This window comes from Kribbella steppae (assembly GCF_004342025.1).
Classification (GTDB): Bacteria; Actinomycetota; Actinomycetes; order Propionibacteriales; family Kribbellaceae; genus Kribbella; species Kribbella steppae.
The window spans coordinates 50,190-67,285 of sequence record NZ_SLWN01000007.1 but is presented as its reverse complement, the minus strand read 5'-3'; the positions used below and the strand labels follow the sequence as shown (position 1 = coordinate 67,285).

Annotated in this window: 19 protein-coding genes and 1 pseudogene; 8 read left to right on the top strand and 12 right to left on the bottom strand. The window is 67.8% G+C overall.

Annotated features, from left to right (window positions below; all coding sequences use genetic code 11):
* Positions 1 to 88: 88 nt before the first annotated feature.
* Together EV652_RS20750 and EV652_RS20745 are read left to right on the top strand one after the other, a co-directional pair.
* Positions 89 to 893 (top strand): annotated as a pseudogene (locus EV652_RS20750) (aldo/keto reductase).
* Positions 894 to 971: 78 nt separating this feature from the next.
* Positions 972 to 1,187 (top strand): nitroreductase family protein, encoded by a 216-nt coding sequence (locus tag EV652_RS20745; protein WP_158441206.1) that lies wholly within the window; start codon positions 972 to 974, stop codon positions 1,185 to 1,187.
* Between the two features lies 1 nt (position 1,188).
* Here the strand turns inward: EV652_RS20745 and EV652_RS20740 are convergent, their stop codons facing one another.
* From EV652_RS20740 to EV652_RS20725, 4 genes are all read right to left on the bottom strand, one after another.
* On the bottom strand, positions 1,189 to 1,908 hold the full coding sequence (locus EV652_RS20740) for an anti-sigma factor (protein ID WP_132210848.1): 720 nt from the start codon (positions 1,906 to 1,908) through the stop codon (positions 1,189 to 1,191).
* Positions 1,905 to 2,516, bottom strand: coding sequence for an ECF RNA polymerase sigma factor SigK (sigK, locus tag EV652_RS20735; protein ID WP_132210847.1), 612 nt, complete (start codon positions 2,514 to 2,516; stop codon positions 1,905 to 1,907). Before sigK ends, EV652_RS20740 begins: the two co-directional genes overlap by 4 nt.
* A 2-nt stretch (positions 2,517 to 2,518) precedes the next feature.
* Positions 2,519 to 3,154, bottom strand: a complete 636-nt coding sequence (locus EV652_RS20730; protein WP_132210846.1) for a fasciclin domain-containing protein — start codon at positions 3,152 to 3,154, stop codon at positions 2,519 to 2,521.
* A gap of 72 nt (positions 3,155 to 3,226) precedes the next feature.
* Positions 3,227 to 4,768, bottom strand: coding sequence for a molybdopterin-dependent oxidoreductase (locus tag EV652_RS20725; RefSeq protein WP_199238307.1), 1,542 nt, complete (start codon positions 4,766 to 4,768; stop codon positions 3,227 to 3,229).
* Between the two features lie 120 nt (positions 4,769 to 4,888).
* On the opposite strand from EV652_RS20725, the gene pcaH reads away from it, so the two are divergent.
* Genes pcaH through EV652_RS20695 form a run of 6 tightly spaced genes read left to right on the top strand, consistent with a single transcriptional unit; the run spans position 4,889 to position 9,609 of the window.
* Entirely contained in the window at positions 4,889 to 5,656 is a 768-nt protein-coding gene (pcaH, locus tag EV652_RS20720; RefSeq protein WP_199238306.1) for a protocatechuate 3,4-dioxygenase subunit beta, read from the top strand.
* Positions 5,649 to 6,203 (top strand): protocatechuate 3,4-dioxygenase subunit alpha, encoded by a 555-nt coding sequence (pcaG, locus tag EV652_RS20715; protein WP_132210844.1) that lies wholly within the window; start codon positions 5,649 to 5,651, stop codon positions 6,201 to 6,203. Before pcaH ends, pcaG begins: the two co-directional genes overlap by 8 nt.
* Positions 6,203 to 7,357, top strand: a complete 1,155-nt coding sequence (locus EV652_RS20710; protein WP_132210843.1) for a lyase family protein — start codon at positions 6,203 to 6,205, stop codon at positions 7,355 to 7,357. The genes pcaG and EV652_RS20710 overlap by 1 nt, the downstream gene beginning before the upstream one ends.
* Positions 7,350 to 8,075, top strand: a complete 726-nt coding sequence (locus tag EV652_RS20705; protein WP_199238305.1) for an alpha/beta fold hydrolase — start codon at positions 7,350 to 7,352, stop codon at positions 8,073 to 8,075. The genes EV652_RS20710 and EV652_RS20705 overlap by 8 nt, the downstream gene beginning before the upstream one ends.
* On the top strand, positions 8,072 to 8,437 hold the full coding sequence (pcaC, locus tag EV652_RS20700) for a 4-carboxymuconolactone decarboxylase (RefSeq protein ID WP_132210841.1): 366 nt from the start codon (positions 8,072 to 8,074) through the stop codon (positions 8,435 to 8,437). The genes EV652_RS20705 and pcaC overlap by 4 nt, the downstream gene beginning before the upstream one ends.
* Positions 8,434 to 9,609 (top strand): 4-hydroxybenzoate 3-monooxygenase, encoded by a 1,176-nt coding sequence (locus EV652_RS20695; protein WP_132210840.1) that lies wholly within the window; start codon positions 8,434 to 8,436, stop codon positions 9,607 to 9,609. The genes pcaC and EV652_RS20695 overlap by 4 nt, the downstream gene beginning before the upstream one ends.
* Here EV652_RS20695 and EV652_RS20690 read toward each other — a convergent pair.
* The 8 genes from EV652_RS20690 to EV652_RS20655 form a co-directional block, all read right to left on the bottom strand.
* Positions 9,606 to 10,046 carry a PaaI family thioesterase gene (locus tag EV652_RS20690; protein ID WP_132210839.1) on the bottom strand — a complete coding sequence of 147 codons (441 nt, stop codon included), beginning with the start codon at positions 10,044 to 10,046 and terminating at the stop codon, positions 9,606 to 9,608. The genes EV652_RS20695 and EV652_RS20690 overlap by 4 nt on opposite strands.
* A gap of 29 nt (positions 10,047 to 10,075) precedes the next feature.
* Complete coding sequence (locus EV652_RS20685) at positions 10,076 to 10,708, bottom strand: LysE family translocator (RefSeq protein ID WP_132210838.1); 633 nt, start codon at positions 10,706 to 10,708, stop codon at positions 10,076 to 10,078.
* 75 nt (positions 10,709 to 10,783) lie between these two features.
* Positions 10,784 to 11,650 carry a sugar phosphate isomerase/epimerase family protein gene (locus EV652_RS20680; RefSeq protein ID WP_132210837.1) on the bottom strand — a complete coding sequence of 289 codons (867 nt, stop codon included), beginning with the start codon at positions 11,648 to 11,650 and terminating at the stop codon, positions 10,784 to 10,786.
* Positions 11,647 to 12,645 (bottom strand): sugar phosphate isomerase/epimerase family protein, encoded by a 999-nt coding sequence (locus EV652_RS20675; RefSeq protein ID WP_132210836.1) that lies wholly within the window; start codon positions 12,643 to 12,645, stop codon positions 11,647 to 11,649. The genes EV652_RS20680 and EV652_RS20675 overlap by 4 nt, the downstream gene beginning before the upstream one ends.
* Positions 12,646 to 12,656: 11 nt before the next feature.
* Positions 12,657 to 13,829: a Gfo/Idh/MocA family protein gene (locus tag EV652_RS20670; protein ID WP_132210835.1), complete on the bottom strand. Its 1,173-nt coding sequence runs from the start codon at positions 13,827 to 13,829 to the stop codon at positions 12,657 to 12,659.
* On the bottom strand, positions 13,826 to 14,635 hold the full coding sequence (locus EV652_RS20665) for an ATP-binding cassette domain-containing protein (protein WP_132210834.1): 810 nt from the start codon (positions 14,633 to 14,635) through the stop codon (positions 13,826 to 13,828). The genes EV652_RS20670 and EV652_RS20665 overlap by 4 nt, the downstream gene beginning before the upstream one ends.
* A 2-nt stretch (positions 14,636 to 14,637) precedes the next feature.
* Positions 14,638 to 15,699: an ABC transporter permease gene (locus EV652_RS20660; protein ID WP_132210833.1), complete on the bottom strand. Its 1,062-nt coding sequence runs from the start codon at positions 15,697 to 15,699 to the stop codon at positions 14,638 to 14,640.
* 120 nt (positions 15,700 to 15,819) lie between these two features.
* Positions 15,820 to 16,875 (bottom strand): sugar ABC transporter substrate-binding protein, encoded by a 1,056-nt coding sequence (locus EV652_RS20655; RefSeq protein WP_132210832.1) that lies wholly within the window; start codon positions 16,873 to 16,875, stop codon positions 15,820 to 15,822.
* Between the last annotated feature and the right edge of the window lie 221 nt (positions 16,876 to 17,096).

The window sequence follows — 17,096 nt, the reverse complement described above, 5'->3', positions numbered from 1 at the left end:
CAAACATGTCAAGCCCTTGTCCTGGGTTGGGCGATCCCGCTCTCTGAGACGTAATCTCCAGTCGACCGGTAGACATTACTGTCGTCGCATGACCTACGAGAGCACTTACCGGGCGGCGGAGGAGCGGTACGAGCGGCTCGAGTACCGGCGGGCCGGTGACTCGGGGCTCGACCTGCCGGCGCTGTCGCTGGGGTTGTGGCAGAAGTTCGGCACCGACTACCCGTTCGGGACGCAGCGCGAGATCGTGCTGCACGCGTTCGACCTGGGCATCACCCACTTCGACAACGCGAACCGGTACGGACCGCCGCATCGGGGCGCGGAGAAGGTGTTCGGGCAGGTGCTGCGGGCTGTACGTCGGTGTGTCCAACTACCCGGCTGAGCGCGCGCACGAGGTGGCCGAGTTGCTGCGGCAGGCCGGCGTACCGCTGCTCGTGCACCAGCCGCGCTACTCCATCTTCGACCGTACGCCGGAGACCAGCGGACTGCTGAAGCTGGCGGCCGAGGACGGGTTCGGACTCGTTGCCTACAGCCCGTTGGCGCAGGGACTGCTGACCGACAAGTACCTCGACGGCACCATCCCGGCGGGTGCCCGAGCTGCGGCGAGCGCCTTTCTGAAACCCGACCAGCTCGATGAGCATTACCGCGAGCGGGCCGCCGCACTCAACGAGATCGCCAAGCAGCGTGGGCAATCGCTCGCCCAGCTGGCTCTGCAGTGGGTACTGCGGCAACCCGAGATCACCACCGCGTTGATCGGCGCGAGCTCGACCGCACAACTCGACCACAACGTCGCCGCTCTCGATTTCCCGCCGCTGACCGAGGAAGAGTTGTCCCGCATCGACCAGCACGGCATCCACGGCACCGGCCAACGCCAGCCCACAGGAGCATCGCGATGACTTTGTCCCCGGAAGTGTGATCAGCAGTTCGTCGTCGGCCACCCGGATCGCTTCGACGAGACAGCCGTCAAACCGCGCTTGCCGCAGCAGGTGGTGCTGCATCACGAGACCTACGAGCTACAAGCCGCCCACCTGAAGGGGTACGACGAGGTCCTCAACACCTTCTACTCCCAGGCCGGCCTGCCCGAGAGCTGGTTTCAGCGAGTTGCCACCCGCTTCGGAACCGTCGGCGGCTTGAAGGGCCGCGAACACCTTCGCGACGCCCTTCACCGCCTCGGCTTCGAGCTTCGCTGACTCAGGCCGTCGGGAGCAACGCGGCAGCCGGGAGGGTTGGCTCGGGCGATCCGCCGGTGGGTTCGACGGTGAGACCGAAGGCGACCGAGCCGGTCACGGAGCCCTCGACGACCGTGGTGAGGTCGCCGGACGCCAGGCCGACGGAGTGAGCAGTGCGGTTCGGGTCGATCATCCAGAGCTGCCAGGTGCGGTTGGCCGGGAGTCTCGGCAGGTCGCGGAGTACGACGACTGCGGCGTCGGCTTCGGCCGACGTCACGACCGTGGCCTGACCACCGCCCTTCACCGCGCCGTGGACAGTGCGGGCATCGGGTTCCGCGAGTACGGCGGCCATGCGCTCGTTGGCCTGGATGACTTCCTGCTTGTCGCGGTACTGGTCGATCGCGATGCCGCCACTGGCCGCGACCCCGAGAGCCGCGGCGGCGAGCGTGAGGACGGAACGACGGCTGAAGCGGCGGCGGGCCACCTCGTCCGTGGCGCCGGGGACGAGCGGAGGCAGCTGGCGGATCTGCTCGATCGCGGACATCACGTCCGCCTTGAGGGCCGGCGGTGGTGGGGTCGCCACCTGGGTGGCGAGTTTGACCGCTGCACCGCGGAGCTCGGCGACCTCGTTGGTGCAGAAACCGCACTCGGTGAGGTGCTGCTCGAAGCGTGCGCGTTCGTCCTCCGGCAGCGCGTCGAGGACGTAGGGGCCGGTGAGGGTGTGCACGTCGGGTTCGGTCATGCCGTTGCCCCCTTGGTGGTTCCGAGGCAATCGCGGAGCCGGATCAGGCCGTCGCGCATTCTCGCCTTGACGGTCGGCAGTTTCGCATCGAGTCGCTGGGCGACCTCTGGGTAGGTGTACCCCTCGTAGTAGGCCAGCGCGATCGACTCCCGTTGTAAATCGGTCAGCGTGTCGAGGCACCGGCGTACCTGCTCGACCTCGAGCCGGGTGGTGACGGTGTCGGAGACCTGGTCGAAGTCGATCTCGGTGGATCGGGCGCCGACGAGGTCGGTGCGATCCGCGGCGGCCTGTTCGGAGCGGACCCGGTCGACGGCCCGGCGGTGGGCGATCGTAAGGATCCACGAGTGCGCCGAACCGCGGGCGGCGTCGTACCGGGTCGCGGTCCGCCAGACGTCGAGCATGACCTCCTGGGTCACCTCTTCCGACTGCGCCGGGTTGCGCAAGATCCGTCGTACCAGGCCGAACACCCACGGCGTGACACGGTCGTACAGCGTGCTGAACGCTGCCGTGTCACCGCGGGCGGTCCGGACCAGGAGATCGCCGTCACTGACCTCGCCCGGCTGGGTACTGGACCCGCCGGGCCAAGGCAGTGGGGTGGGTGCGGGCATGATCAGGCAGCCGGCGGCATCAGGACGGAGTCGATCAGGTAGACGGTGGCGTTGGCTGTCTTGACGCCGCCGCAGATGACTGTCGCGTCGTTCACCTTGAGGCTGTCGCCCGAACCGGTGATGGTGACCTCCTGCTTCTCCACAGTCACATGCTTGCCCACAACGGCCGCTGGGTCGAGCTGTCCGGGAACCACGTGGTAGGTGAGGATCTTGCTCAGCAGGGCGTCGTCGGTCTTCAAGGTGTTGATGGTGGCCGCCGGGATCTTCGCGAACGCCGTGTCGACCGGGGCGAAGACGGTGAACTCACCGCCGTTCAGCGTGGACACCAGGTCGACCTTCGGGTTCAGCTTGCCTGATACCGCCGAGACGAGGGTCGTCAGCAGTGGGTTGCCGGAGGCGGCGGTGGCCAGCGGCGCGGCGGCCATGCCGTCGATGGAGCCGGCGCCGCTGGGGTTGGCCTTCGCGTAGTCGGCGCAGCCGGGACCGACGAGCCCGGAGGCGCCGGCCATCGACGGCGCCGTGCTCGGGGTCTGGGCGGCGGCCGTACCGGCTGCGCCGGAGTCGTCGTCGCTGCCGCAGGCGGTCGCTGCGAAGACGAGGCCCAGGGCGGACAGGGCGATACCGATGTGCTTACGCATGACGGTTTCTCTTTCTCAAGGGGTGTGACAGGAGTACTTCGGAACCGCACCGCCACCGGATGGGTGGACTTTTCAATCGACCATGACGACGGTGTTGTGCAGGCCACTGGAGCCATCGGGGCGGGGCGGGGTCGACCGGGAGGTCTGAACAAAGCCGTCGGCATCGGTGGCCCGGACGGTGAGTTTGTGGGTGCCAGGGGTGGCTGTCCATCGGAATCTCCATTGCCGCCAGGTGTCGATGGTGTCTTCGGTGGCCAGGACGGCGGGTCGCCAGGGACCGTCGTCGACCTGGACCTCGACCTTGGCGATGCCGCGGTGCTGGGCCCAGGCGACGCCGGCCGCGATCGCCGGGCCGGCCTTGATGGTCGCGAACCCTTTGGGTACGTCGATCCGCGACGCTGTCTTGATCGGTGCCTCGACCGCCCAGCCGCGATCGGTCCAGTACGCGCTGAAGTCCTGGAACCGGGTCACCTCGAAGTCGACGATCCACTTCGTCGCCGACACGTAGCCGTAGAGACCCGGGACGACCATCCGCACCGGGAAACCGTGCTCGAACGGCAGCGGTTCGCCGTTCATCGCCACCGCGAAGATCGCGTCGCGGCCGTCGGTGAGTGCGCTCAGCGGAGTGCCGATGGTGAGCCCGTCGATGCTGGTGGACTTCACCGCGTCCGCTCCGGCGCGTACGCCGGCTTCGGCGAGGACATCGGCGATCGGTACGCCGATCCAGCGGGCATTGCCGACGTACGGACCGCCGACCTCGTTCGACACGCAGGTCAGGGTGATGTCTCGCTCGATGAGCCGCCGGTCCAGCAGATCCGGGAGCGACAGCCGAAGCTCCTTGTTGACCATGCCGCGAATGCGCAACTCCCAGTCGGCCGGGTCGATCCGTGGCACTTCCAGCAACGTGTCGACCCGGTAGAACTTGGGATTCGGCGTGACGAACCGGCTCACTCCCGGTACGTCGACCTGCACGCCGGACGGGAGTGGTCGCGCGGCCTCGGTCGGTCGCGGGATGCGGATCTTGGCACGCACCGCTTCACCGGGTCCGAAGGACGCCACCCGGGTGGTCGCGAAGGCGCCGGTCCCGACGACAGCCAAGGCTGACACGGTGAGCATGAAGCGGCGCCGGTCGAACCCATCCGGCTGCGTGGCCTTCGGGCCGCCGGGTGAGCGGACGACCAGGGCCATTGCTGCAACGGCTGTGATCAGGGTGACGATGGCCGGTAGCAGCCGTTCGGCGACCCCCGTAGCCGCCGAACGGCTGACGATGGCGAACACCAGCCCGACCAGCCCGAGCGCCGCCGCGATGCCGACAGCGACCAACTGCCGGCGGCCGGTTCTCGGTCGCGTCACCCCGATCACACCGGCGACCGCAGCCACGATCGCCAGCACCGCGCAGATGCCCACCCGGAGGAGTGGGCGATCCGCCGTACCCAACTCGCGGACGGCGAAATCCTTCACCGGCCCCGGCGCCCAGTCGATGACCTGCACGCCGACCGCGTCGACCGGCCACGGGCCACCGGTCACTGCCGCGACCAGATAGCCGACGGCCAGCGCCGTACCCGCCGCGACAACGCCGCCGGCGGCTGCTGCAAGTCTCGAACTGATGCGCATGAAAGGGATTCGGACTCGGCGGCCGCATAGATGGGTGCCGGACCCCATTTAGAGTGCGGACCTTCCGGCCAGTGGAAGTTGACGATCTGCGACGGGTGGTGTGGCTCTTAGCCTGAACAGGTGACAGCCGAACCCGACGACCTGCCCAGCCAGCACGCCATCAGCGAAGAGATCGAGAAGTTCCACGCCGACCGACGGGCCGGCGACGACCAGCCGCGGCTCGGCTTCGCGCCGTACCGGAGCACCTTGTTGCGGCATCCGACCAAGGAGTTGCGGCGTGCCGATCCCGAGGGGGCGGAGCTGGTCGCGCCGGTGTTCGGTCACTCGGATGTAGGTGCGCTGGAGTCCGATCTGACGATCCAGCGCGGTGGCGAACCGATCGGCGAGCGCATCCTGCTGCGCGGCCGGATCGTCGACGGCGACGGCCGTCCGGTACGGCGTCAACTGGTCGAGATCTGGCAGGCCAACGCGGCCGGCCGGTACATCCACAAGGACGATCAGCACCCGGCACCGGTGGACCCGCATTTCACTGGTGTGGGGCGTTGCCTCACTGATGACGACGGGTGCTACTCGTTCACGACGATCAAGCCTGGGCCCTATCCGTGGCGCAATCACCGGAACGCCTGGCGGCCGGCGCACATCCATTTCTCGCTGTTCGGCACGGACTTCACCCAGCGCATGGTCACCCAGATGTACTTCCCGAGCGACCCGCTGTTCGCGCTGGATCCGATCTTGCAGTCGATCCCCGATCAGAGCGCTCGCGACCGGCTGATCGCGACGTACGAGCACGATCTCTCCCAGCACGAGTGGTTGATGGGGTATCGCTGGGACATCGTGCTGACGGGCAGTCACACGACGCCGATGGAGCAGGAGGACGACCATGGCTGACCTCGTCGCGACCCCCGGTCAGACCGTCGGTCCCTTCTTCCACTACGCCCTGCCCTACCCCGGCGATCGGGAGTTGGTACGACGGGGAAGCCCGGGCTCGGTGTGGTTGCACGGCTACGTGTACGACGGTGACGGCAGCGGGATGCCCGATGCGCTGCTCGAGATCCGGCAGGCTGACGCCTCAGGAGTGGTCCCTCTGGTCGAAGGGTCGCTCCGTCGGGACGGCGCGGGGTTCACCGGCTGGGGACGCAGCAACACAGACCCGAACGGGCAGTACTGGTTCAGCACGGTCGAGCCGGGACCGACGCGGCCGGGTGCACCTGCCTTCTTCGCGGTGACGGTCTTCGCTCGTGGTCTGCTGAATCGGCTGTTCACGCGGATCTACCTGCCGGGGGATCTCACCGGCGATCCGTTGCTGTCCGGGCTGGACGAGGCGGATCGGACGACGCTGGTCGCCGTACGCGAGGAGGACGGGAGTCTGCGGTTCGACGTCCATCTGCAAGGGCCGCGCGAGACGGTCTTTCTGACGTATCCGGGGCGTTCCTGATGGCATCGCTGCTCGAGCCCGGATCACATCGCGCGGCCGGTGTGGTCGACGACGATGCGCTGGTGGCGGGGATGGTCCGGGTCGAGGAGGCGTGGCTGCGGGTCCTCGGTGGGTCCGGCACCGTCGAGAAGCCGGTTGTCCTGGATGTGGCCGAGGTCGAGTCGGGCGGCAATCCGGTGCTGCCGTTGGTGCGGGCGCTGCGGGCTGAGTTGGGGGAGGACGTTCATCGCGGGCTGACCAGTCAGGACGTGCTCGATACGGCGATGATGCTGCTGGCGCGTGACGTGGTAACTCGTATGACAAGTGATCTTGGCAAACTTGCTGACTCGCTTGCCGGGTTGGCAGCTGCGCATCGTCAGTCACTAATGGTCGGTCGGACGTTGACGCAGTACGCGGTGCCGGTGACGTTCGGGCTGAAGGCTGCTCAGTGGCTGACTGGTGTGCTGGATGCGCGGGCGGCGGTGGGTGCTGTAGTGCTTCCGGTGCAGTGTGGTGGTGCGGCTGGGACGTTGGCGCTGGCGGGGGAGTTGGTGGCTGATCCCTTGGCCGCAGCGCGTGCGTTGGCTGACGATTTGGGGTTGGTTGCGCCTGGGATCGGTTGGCATACGCGGCGTACGCCGGTGACGCGGCTCGGCGACGCGCTGGTGGAGACGTGTGATGCGCTCGGGCATATCGCGGGTGACGTGTTGTTGCTCGGGCGGCCGGAGATTGCGGAGGTGCGGGAGGCGCCGTCGGCTGGTCGGGGTGGATCGTCGACGATGCCGCAGAAGCAGAACCCGGTGCTGAGTGTGCTGGTCCGGAGCGCTGCCTTGCAGGCGCCACAGTTAGGTGCGCAGTTACATGTGTGTGCTGCTGACAGTCAGGACGAGCGGTCGCCTGGAGCATGGCACGCCGAGTGGCCGGCGCTGCGTCGGCTCCTCGAACTCGCCCTGACGGCATCCAGCCAGTCCGCCGAACTGGTCGCCGGCCTCGAGGTCGACACAGCCGCAATGCGCCGCCGCGCCGAGTCGGCTGCTGATCAGTTATTGAGTGAAAGGGGTTCCGTCGCGAGCGAGCGGGAGTCCGAAGCCGCCGCTCCCGACCCTGCGTCCTACCTCGGCTCATCTGACGCGCTGATCGATGTTGCGCTCGCCCGTTGGAAGTCTCGTGGTTGAGCTTGTCGCGACCCGGCTCGCCGGTGAGCCGGGTGTCGGCGAGTTGCTTGTGGTCGGGCCGTCGCTCGGTACGTCGGTCGAGGCGTTGTGGGGTGAATGCGCGCGACGACTCGGCGACTTCGAGGTGGTCGGGTGGGATCTGCCGGGACACGGCCGGAGCCGTTCTGCGTCGGAGCCGTTCACGATCGCTGACTTGGCGTCCGCCGTACGTGAGATTCCAGATGGCCGGGACGCCTGGTATGCCGGCATCTCCGTCGGCGGGGCCGTGGGTTTGCAGCTCGCCCTCGACCCCGGACCGTTCGGTGCGGTCGCCGCGCTGGCGACGGCGCCCAAGATCGGCGACGCGCAGGCCTGGCGGGAACGGGCCGAGTTGGTCCGCCGTGCCGGGACCGGCGTCATGGTGTCCGGCTCGGCCGAGCGGTGGTTCGCACCCGGCTTCACGGACCGGCGGCCCGAGATCGCCGGCGCGCTGCTCACGTCATTGCTCGACGCCGACCCAGGCTCCTACGCACTCGTCTGCGACGCCCTCGCCGAGTTCGACGTACGTGACCACGACGCAAAGGTGCCGGTGCTGGTCGCCGTCGGCGAGCACGACTCGGTCGTGAGCAGCGCCGGCATCGAGCTGGCCGGCTGCGGACACCTGCCGGCGGCCGAGGATCCGCACGCCGTGGCGACCCTGCTCAGGGCGTTCTTCACAACCCAACGAGGTGCGCGATGACGTACGACGAGGGCATGACGGTACGACGGGAAGTCCTCGGCGACCCCCATGTCGACCGCGCCGAAGCAGCGAAGACCGACCTCACGACCGACTTCCAGGATTTCATCACCCGCTACGCCTGGGGTGAGATCTGGACCCGGCCAGGGCTCGAGCGGCGCGACCGCAGCTTCATCACGCTCACCGCATTGATTGCCCACGGCCACTGGTCGGAGCTCGAACTCCACCTCCGGGCCGCGCTCCGCAACGGCCTGACCCGCGACGAGATCGCCGAGATCATCCTGCAGACCGCCGTGTACTGCGGCGTCCCGGCAGCGAACCACGCCTTCGCGGTCGCGAACGCCGTACTCGAGGAGAGCTCATGAAGCACGGGCGTACCTCGGTTGGCATTGTCGGCGGTGGGCCGGCCGGTCTGATGTTGTCCCACCTGCTGCAGGTCTCCGGCATCGACTCGGTGGTGATCGAGACGCGCAGCCGGGACGAGATCGAGCACACCCATCGCGCGGGAATCCTGGAGCGTGACAGCGTCCGGCTACTGGTGGAGTCGGGCGTCTCCGATCGGGTGCTGCACGATGGTCACGAGCATCGCGGGATCGAGTTGCGTTTCGGCGGAGTGAGTCACCGGATCGACTTCCAGGCGCTGGTCGGCGCATCCACCTGGCTCTATCCGCAGACCGACGTCTTCATCGACCTCGCGAACGCCCGCGTGCGAGACGGCGGCGACGTGCGGTACGGCGTCACCGACACCGCCGTCGTGGACGTGACCAGTGACCAGCCGGGGATGCTGTTCACCGATGTCGACGGTGTCGAGCACGAGGTGCGCTGCGACGTACTGGTCGGTGCCGACGGCTCGCGGAGTATGACCCGGTCGGCGGTGGAGAACCGCCAGGAGTACTTCCGGCAGTACCCGTTCGCCTGGTTCGGCATCCTGTGCGAGGCGCCGCCGAGCGCACCCGAACTGATCTACACCCGCTCCGACCGCGGCTTCGCCCTGATCAGTCAACGGACCGACTCGGTGCAGCGGATGTATTTCCAATGCTCACCGGAGGAGTCGGTCGACGACTGGTCCGAAGACCGGATCTGGGCCGAACTGCAGGCCCGCCTGGCCGGCGAGGACGGCTTCACGCTGAAGGAGGGCCGCATCTTCAGCAAGACCGTGCTGCCGTTCCGTTCCTACGTGTGCGAGCCGATCCGCCACGGGAACCTGCTGCTGGCCGGGGACGCCGCACACACCGTTCCGCCGACAGGTGCGAAGGGGCTCAACCTCGCGCTCGCCGACGTACGCGTCCTGGCCGAGGTGCTGGAGCGCGCCGTACTCAAGAACGACAAGTCAGCCCTCGACGCCTACACCCCACGCGCGCTGTCGCGGGTGTGGAAGGCGCAGTACTTCTCGGCCTGGATGACGACGCTGCTGCACGCGGTCCCGGACGCGACCGAGTTCGACGTACGACGCCAACTCGGCGAACTGTCGGCCGTCGTCGACTCCGACCACGGCCGCAGCTTCCTCGCCGAGTCCTACACGGGCTGGCCGAGTTAGCGCTCCGGCCGCTTGTCCACGCAGATCAACGTCTGCTGACCTGACGCGACCAGCGACCTCTCCGCAGCCCGAACACCAAAGACTTCCAGGCGGCACACGGTCAGGGTGCGTCCAGACCTCAGCACAGTCCCCACTGCTTCGAGGTGATCGCCTTCGGCAGGGGCCAGAAGGTTGATCTTGTACTCGACCGTGAGCACCGAGCTGTCCTCGGGGAACAGCGTGTACGCCGCATAGCCACCGGCGCTGTCCGCGATCGCGCTGGTGGCACCCGCGTGGAAGTACCCGTGCTGCTGCGTCACCTCGGGCCGGCTGGGAAGCACGATGTGCACCCGACCGGGCGCGATCTCCGAGAGCCGGGCGCCCAGATGATGCATCAGCCCCTGGCGCTCGAAACTGTCCCTGACCCGCTCCTGCACCTCAGGTGCCGCCTCCTCCATGCGACGGGACTGTACTCGCGCCGGGGCTATCAGCGTTGGAGCGCCAGCCGGACGCCGAGCCCGATGAAGATGCCTCCGGTCGCGGTGTCGATGCGCCGGCGAGCTGCGCGGCGGGTTCGCAGCCAGCCGCCGATGCGACCGGCCAGCACACCGACGGTGCCGTCCACAAGGAACTCCAGGGCGATCAGAATGCTGCCGAGGATCGTGAACTGCAGCCACACCCGGCCCAGGTCCGGATTGATGAACTGCGGCAGGAAAGCGATCGTGAACGTGACCATCTTCGGGTTCAGCAGGTTGGTCGTCAGCCCGCTGAGATAGGCACGACGCCCGGAGACGCCGACGTCGGTCGCCGGCCCCTCCTTCTCGCTGTCCTTGCGGTGGCGGATCAGCTGCACGCCGAGATAGATGAGGTAGGCGGCGCCGATGATCCGAACGGCGGTGAACGCGACCGGCGCCGCGTGGAACAGGGCAGCCAGCCCTGCGGCCGCCACGGCGACGTGGACCGCCTCGCTCGTCGCGACGCCCGCGGTTGCGAGGAGGCCCGCCCGGGGCCCACCGCGCATCCCACAGCCGAGCACGAACAACATGTCCGGTCCGGGCGTGATCATCGCGATCACGGTGGTCACGAAGAACGCCAGGAGAAGCTGCTGGTCGATCGGCATAGCGGCAGTGTCACACACCGATTCTTGGCCACCGGCGACAAATCTCGGCCCGCTCACCATCCGGACCGACCCGCGTCACCAGGCGCTCACATACTGGTCGATGGTCTCCCGCATGTACGTCGATGAGCCGCGGGCGCGGTCCTCCCAGGCAAAGACGCAGGACGTCATGATTGTGTCGTCGCGGTCGCCGAAGCCGAGTTTGCCCAGCGTGGTGAAGAAGGTGTCCCAGTCGACCTCGCCCTGGCCGATGTCGAGGTGCTGGTGGATCCGGGCGGTCGATCCGGGTGGGTTGACGATGTAGCGCAGCCCGGACGAGGCCCGATGGTCGAAGGAGTCCGCCAGGTGTAGTTGGGTCAGCAGTTGGCCGGCGTACTGCATGATCTCGACCATGTTGCCGCCCATGTGGAATGTGTGCGGGGCGCAGTAGAGGAAGGACACCAGCGGGCTGTTGATGCCGCGGATCATGTCGACGGCGACGAGGCCGTCTTCGATGAAGTCGTCAGGGTGCGGTTCGAGGCGCAACTCCACGCCTTCGCGTTCGAAGACCGGGAGGAGTTCGGCCATCGACTTCCAGAACATCCCCTCACTTCGGCTGGCCTGTTCGGGCCGGCCGTTGAACTCGGAGTTCATCACCCGGCAGTCGAGGTCGACGGTGAGTTGGATGGCGCGTTTCCAGTACCGGACCGCGGCCTGGCGCTCGTCCTCGTCGGGCCCGGACCAGCGGTACAACGGCAGGTGGGAGGCGATCTTCACCCCGGCCGCGTCGAGGGCCTTCTTGAACGCCTTCACCGTCGCGTCGTCCGCGCGGGGGTGCAGGAAGAACGGGGTGAAGTCCTCGCGGGGTGACAGCTCGATGTACTCGTAGCCCAGGTCGGCGACGAGCCCGGGCAGCTCGAGCAGTGGCGTCGTACGGAACATGTAGGGGTCGAGCGCAATCTTCATTCAAGGACCCCGGCCTTCTCCGCGGCCGTGATCAGGTTGTCGGCGGCGAACTTCAGGCCCTCGATCTGGCCGAACGAGGCGTCCTCGTGCTCGATGTTCACCGGCAGTTGCGGGTTGACCTTGTGCAGCGCGGTCAGGAATCGGGCCCAGAAGTCGACGTCGTGGCCGCGACCGACGGCGACGAACGACCAGCCCGGGACGGCAGGCCAGCGGGTGACGGTGTAGCGACCGCCGAGGCCGAGCGGCTTCTCCTCGGCCGGGATCCATTCGAACCGGTCGTCCAGTACGCCGTTGATCGCGGCGGTGTCGTGGATGAGCGTGTCCTTCGCGGCGGCGAAGAAGACGAGGTCGCCCAGGTCCTCGATCGCCTGCACCGGATCGATGTGCTGCCAGAACAGGTGACTCGGGTCCAGCTCCGCGCCGATGTGGGTGGCGTTGGTCCGCTCGACGAGTCGCTTCAAGGTGGCCGGGTTGAAGACGAGGTTGTGCGGGTGCATTTCGATCGCGACGCGCACGTCGTGCTCCGCGGCGAGCGCCTCGATCTCGGTCCAGAACGGTACGGCGACCTCGTCCCACTGGTAGTCCAGGGTCTCCTTGTAGACGCTGTCCCAGGGGATGACGGTCCAGGACGGCCGGGTACCGCCGGGCTCGGCCGCGGGGAGCCCGGACATGGTGATGACGGTCTTGATGCCGAGCAGGCCGGCCAGTTCGATGCTGCGTTTGAGGTCGTCGCCGTGGGTGATCTCGGGGTCGGGGTGAAGCGGGTTGCCGTTGCAGTTCAGGGCGGTGAGTTCGATGCCGTACTTCTCGAAGACGGCCAGGTATTCCTCGCGTGCCGACGCGCTCTCCAGGAGTTGCCCGACCGGCAGGTGCGGCGTACCGATGAAACCGCCGGCGTTGATCTCGACGCTGGTCAGGCCGAGGTCGCGGAGGATCGCCAGCGCCTCGTCGAGGGACTTGTCGTGCAGGCAGGCGGTGTAGGCGCCGAGCTTCATGAAGGGTCCTTTCAGATCAGGGAGACGGCCTGGCCGTGGTTGAGCGCGGACTGGGTGACGGCGGCGAGGATCTCGAGGTTGTGCAGACCGTCGGCCAGGGACGGCACCGGCGGGAGCTTGCCGGTCCCCGCGACCTGGTCCAGGAACGCGCGGGCCTGCCAGGCGAACAGCTCGTTCTGGCCGTGGCCGACCGAGGGGAAGTCCATCGGGATGCCCTTGTCGATCCCCGGGTGCTGCGGACCGATGAGCACGGAACGAAAGCCGTTGGTCTTGCCGTCGGGACCGTGGTCGGCGAAGGTGAACTCGCCCGGCCGGTTCAGGTCGAAGGCCGCGGCGCCGTCGGCGGCGAAGATCTCGAACCCGAGCCCGTTCGGCAGGCCGTGCGAGATCCGGCTGATCGAGAACGTACCGACCGCGCCGCTGGCGAAGGTGGCCGTGAAGGTGGCGATGTCTTCGTTCTCGACCGGCTCCAACGTGTCGCCGACAGCGCCTGCCGCGTGCCCGACGGTGGCGCCCAGCGGTACCGGACGCTCGGTCGTGAACGTCTGGAAGACAGCACCGCTGACACTGGCGATTGGGCCACACAAGTACTCGCCAAGATCGACCATATGACTGCCGATATCCGCGAGAGCGCCCGAACCGGGACCGCCCTTGTAGCGCCAACTCATCGGGTTGCCGGGGTTCTGGGCGTAGTCGCACCAGTAGTGGCCGTTGAAGTGGCGCACCGGCCCGATCGCTCCGAGCTGTTCACGGATGGCGTTGATTCCCGGCGTACGACGGAACGAGAAGCCGACGGCCGACACGGTGTCTGCAGCCTCGGCCGCGGTGACCATGGCCTTGGCGTCGTCGACCGAGGGTGCGAGTGGCTTCTCGCAGAGCACATGTTTGCCCGCAGCAAGCAATGCTTCGACCACCGGTCGGTGCAACTCGTTGGCGATGGCAACGGAAACCACGTCGATGTCCGGCGCGTCGACGATCGCCTGCCAGGAGGTCTCCGCCCGCTGGTAGCCGAACCGCTTGGCGCCATCGACGGCGAACGGTTCGTGCGCGTCGGCGACCGCGACCAGGCGGATCTCGGGCATGTCGAGGTCGTAGAGCTGGGACGCGGCGCGGTAGCCCGCGGCATGCGCACGGCCGACCATGCCCGCACCGATCACCGCCACGCCGAGGGAGTTCTGGGTCACAGCTGTCCTGCCTTCGCTTCGGTGGTCGTGAATGCTTCGATCTCGGCCTCGAGTTCGGCCATCGCCTCGCCACCGGCCATCAGGTCGGTGATCTCTTCCCGGGTCCGTTCGCCCTTGCGGAAGTCCGCGGCCAGCGAGCCCCGGATCAGTACGGCGAAGTGGTCGCCGACCGTCATCGCGTGGGTGACGTGGTGCGTGACCAGCACGACCGCGATGCCCTTCTGGCGCGCCTGCATGATGATCCGCAGGACGTGGGCGGCCTCCTTCACCCCGAGTGCCGCAGTGGGCTCGTCGAGGATGAGCAGTTTCGCGCCGAAGTACACGGCCCGGGCGATCGCCAGCGCCTGCCGCTCGCCACCGGACAGCCCGCCGACCAGGCGGTCTCCGTCGGTCACCCGGGTGATGCCGAGACCCTGCATCTCGCGGACGGCGACCCCGCCGGCGAACCTCCGGTCGTAGCGACGGAACGGTCCACGCCACTTGGTCGGCTCGGAACCGACGAAGAACGAGCGCCCGATCGACATCAGCGGGAACGTGCCGCCGAACTGGTGGACGGTCGCGATGCCGTGCCCACTCGCATCCCGCGGGCTCCGGAAGACGACCGCCTCGCCATTGGCCCGGATCGCCCCCGAGCTCGGCTGGTGAACACCGGACAGGATCTTGATCAGGGTCGACTTGCCGGCGCCGTTGTCACCGAGCAGACAGAGCACTTCACCCGGTTGCACGCGCAGCGAGATATCGGTCAGTACGTCGGTCGCGCCGAACGACTTACAGACGTCACTCAGCTCGAGCAGTGGTGCCGCCATGATCAGCCCTTCCTCTTCGTGCGAGGCGCAGTGGACAGCGCCATCCGCCGGAATGTGTTGTTCATCAGTACGGCGGCCAGGATCAGCACACCGAGGATCAGCGCGGCCCAGTCGGAGTTCCAGCCGGTGTAGTAGATGCCCTGGCTGACGATCGCGAAGGTGAGGGTGCCGAGCACGATGCCGAGGACCGAGCCGTAGCCACCGGTCAGCAGCACACCGCCGATGACGACCGCGATGATCGAGTTGAAGACGAAGGACTGGCCGTTCGCCACCTGGGCGCTGTTGTAGAGCATGGTCTGGATGACACCGACCGACGCGGCTCCGAGCCCCGAGGCCATGAAGAGCGTGATCTTCACCCCCTGGACCGGGATGCCGGTGGCGCGGGCGCTCTCCTTGTCGCCGCCGACGGCGAAGACCCAGTTGCCGTACGGGCTGACGTGCAGCAGCCAGCCGACCACGAGCACCGCGGCGATCCACCAGAAGATCGCGACCTCGAACTTGCCGCCCACCAGCGTGCCCAGCAGTTGCTTGGCCGGCTGGCCGGGGTCGATGGCGACGCTCGTCGTACCGGTGATGACCCGGGACAGGCCGAGGGTGAGGCCGGAGAGTCCGGACAGCGTCGCGAGGGTGACGATGAACGACGGGACGTTCGTCCGGGTCACCAGCAGGCCGTTCAGGAAGCCGACGGCCAGGCCGAGCGCGAGCGCGGCCACGATGCCGACGATCACCGGTGCTCCCCAGTAGCCGGAGATGATCGCCACTGTCATCGAACTCGACGCCAGGACCGAGCCGACGGACAGATCCAGCTCACCCGCGACCATCAGCAGGCCGACCGGGATCGCGATGATGCCGAGTTCGGCGGCGACGTTGAGCCAGCTCGCGGCACCGCCGGCGGACAGGAACTGTCCGCCGCCGAAGATCGCGAAGAAGACGAAGACACTGATCGTGCCGATCAGGGCGCCGGTCTCCGGCCGGCGGGCCAGGTCGCCGACCGACGCCCCGGAGCGGGCGCCGGACCCGGCCTGCGATTTCGCAGGCGACGGTTCGGCCAATTGGACTGTCATGTGGGATACCACCTTCGAATGGGTCCGTCCGGGTGAGAGGAAGGGCGAGTGGTGGGGCGAGGGGAGCGAGAGGGAGGCGACGGGGCCGGTGGCAGAGTGGCCCCGTCGCCGGTCAGGGGGTCAGCGGACGCCGGCCTTCGCGCCGGCGATCGCCGAGTCGACGTTGTCCGCGCTGATGATGGCCGGGCCGGTGAGCAGCGGGCGCTGCGGTAGTTCGAGGCCGTACTTGAGGTAGCCGTTGGCCATCGACACCGCCAGGTAGCCCTGCATGTACGGCTGCTGATCGATCGAGAACAGCTGCTTGCCGTCCTTGATCCGGCTGAGCTGCGACTCGTCCATGTCGAACGTGCCGAGCTTGACCTTGTCGCCGACACCGGCCTGCTGGATGCCGCTGGCGGCGCTGTCGGCGTCCGGGGTGCTGATGGTCACGACGCCGTCGATGGTGTCGTCCTTCAGCAGGGCCGCCTTGATGCCCTGTGCGACCGCGGTCGGGTTGCCGAAGTTGGACGACGGCATCGGCAGCTGCTTCGAGTTCCCGCCGCCGGCCTTGACACCGTCCGCGACACCGCGGCAGCGCGACTCGGTGTTCGCCGCGCCCGGGAGCGTGTTGACGCAGAGCACGTTCTTGGCGCCCTGTTTGCCCAGGAACTCACCGCCCGCCTTACCCGCGGTGTATTCGTCGCTGCCGATGTAGTTGAGGGCGCCCAGGCGGTCCGCCGCCTCGATACCACCCGCGTTGTAGAGAATCAGCGGGACGCCTTTGCCGACGACGCGTTTGAAGGCGGCGTCCTCGGCCTCGGGCACCCAGTCGGGCCCGATCACCGCGGTCGCGCCCTGGCTGAGTGCCGAGTCGATCAGCTTGGCCGCGTCCGGGCCGAGGTTGTCGTAGTTCTGCGGCCCGAGGAAGGTCACCGAGCCGCCCTGGGCCTGGACCACCTTGGCCGCGTCGTCGACGCCGCGTTTCACCTTCGACCAGAACGGGTCGTCCGACTTGCCGCCGATGACGAAGATCGCGGTCTTGCCGGTGTCCGCGGCCGCCTTGGCGGTGGTGCCGGCGTCGGCATCGGCAGCATCCGAGGTGCTGCCGGAGGGTTTGCCGCTGTTGCAGGCGCTGGTGAGGAGCAAGGCCGCCACCGCGACCGCGCCGAGAGCCGTGCGGGCCCATCTGGTGCGCATGAGTGATCCCTTCCTGGAGTCCGGCCTCGGCACTTCGGCAGCGGCGGCCGGATCTGTTGCTGGGGTGTGGCGCCAGTCACCAGGGAACCGACACATTTCGGCCTTGTCAATACTTTGTTATGACATTTTAGAGCGCTCTAGAAGTTCCTTCGTTGTAATCTTCTATAGCGCTCTAGAGTCGTTGACCTAGAGCGCTATAGGCCGCATGCTCGGGTAGTACT

What these genes read in the sequence shown, in the direction of transcription:
- EV652_RS20710 (WP_132210843.1), top strand. Translation starts at nt 6,203, where the DNA reads ATGGCATCGCTGCTCGAGCCCGGATCACATCGCGCGGCCGGTGTGGTC.
- EV652_RS20730 (WP_132210846.1), bottom strand. Translation starts at nt 3,154, where the DNA reads ATGCGTAAGCACATCGGTATCGCCCTGTCCGCCCTGGGCCTCGTCTTC.
- EV652_RS20740 (WP_132210848.1), bottom strand. Translation starts at nt 1,908, where the DNA reads ATGACCGAACCCGACGTGCACACCCTCACCGGCCCCTACGTCCTCGAC.
- EV652_RS20725 (WP_199238307.1), bottom strand. Translation starts at nt 4,768, where the DNA reads ATGCGCATCAGTTCGAGACTTGCAGCAGCCGCCGGCGGCGTTGTCGCG.
- sigK (WP_132210847.1), bottom strand. Translation starts at nt 2,516, where the DNA reads ATGCCCGCACCCACCCCACTGCCTTGGCCCGGCGGGTCCAGTACCCAG.
- EV652_RS20655 (WP_132210832.1), bottom strand. Translation starts at nt 16,875, where the DNA reads ATGCGCACCAGATGGGCCCGCACGGCTCTCGGCGCGGTCGCGGTGGCG.
- pcaG (WP_132210844.1), top strand. Translation starts at nt 5,649, where the DNA reads ATGGCTGACCTCGTCGCGACCCCCGGTCAGACCGTCGGTCCCTTCTTC.
- pcaC (WP_132210841.1), top strand. Translation starts at nt 8,072, where the DNA reads ATGACGTACGACGAGGGCATGACGGTACGACGGGAAGTCCTCGGCGAC.
- EV652_RS20675 (WP_132210836.1), bottom strand. Translation starts at nt 12,645, where the DNA reads ATGAAGCTCGGCGCCTACACCGCCTGCCTGCACGACAAGTCCCTCGAC.
- EV652_RS20660 (WP_132210833.1), bottom strand. Translation starts at nt 15,699, where the DNA reads ATGACAGTCCAATTGGCCGAACCGTCGCCTGCGAAATCGCAGGCCGGG.
- EV652_RS20690 (WP_132210839.1), bottom strand. Translation starts at nt 10,046, where the DNA reads ATGGAGGAGGCGGCACCTGAGGTGCAGGAGCGGGTCAGGGACAGTTTC.
- EV652_RS20685 (WP_132210838.1), bottom strand. Translation starts at nt 10,708, where the DNA reads ATGCCGATCGACCAGCAGCTTCTCCTGGCGTTCTTCGTGACCACCGTG.
- EV652_RS20695 (WP_132210840.1), top strand. Translation starts at nt 8,434, where the DNA reads ATGAAGCACGGGCGTACCTCGGTTGGCATTGTCGGCGGTGGGCCGGCC.
- EV652_RS20680 (WP_132210837.1), bottom strand. Translation starts at nt 11,650, where the DNA reads ATGAAGATTGCGCTCGACCCCTACATGTTCCGTACGACGCCACTGCTC.
- EV652_RS20665 (WP_132210834.1), bottom strand. Translation starts at nt 14,635, where the DNA reads ATGGCGGCACCACTGCTCGAGCTGAGTGACGTCTGTAAGTCGTTCGGC.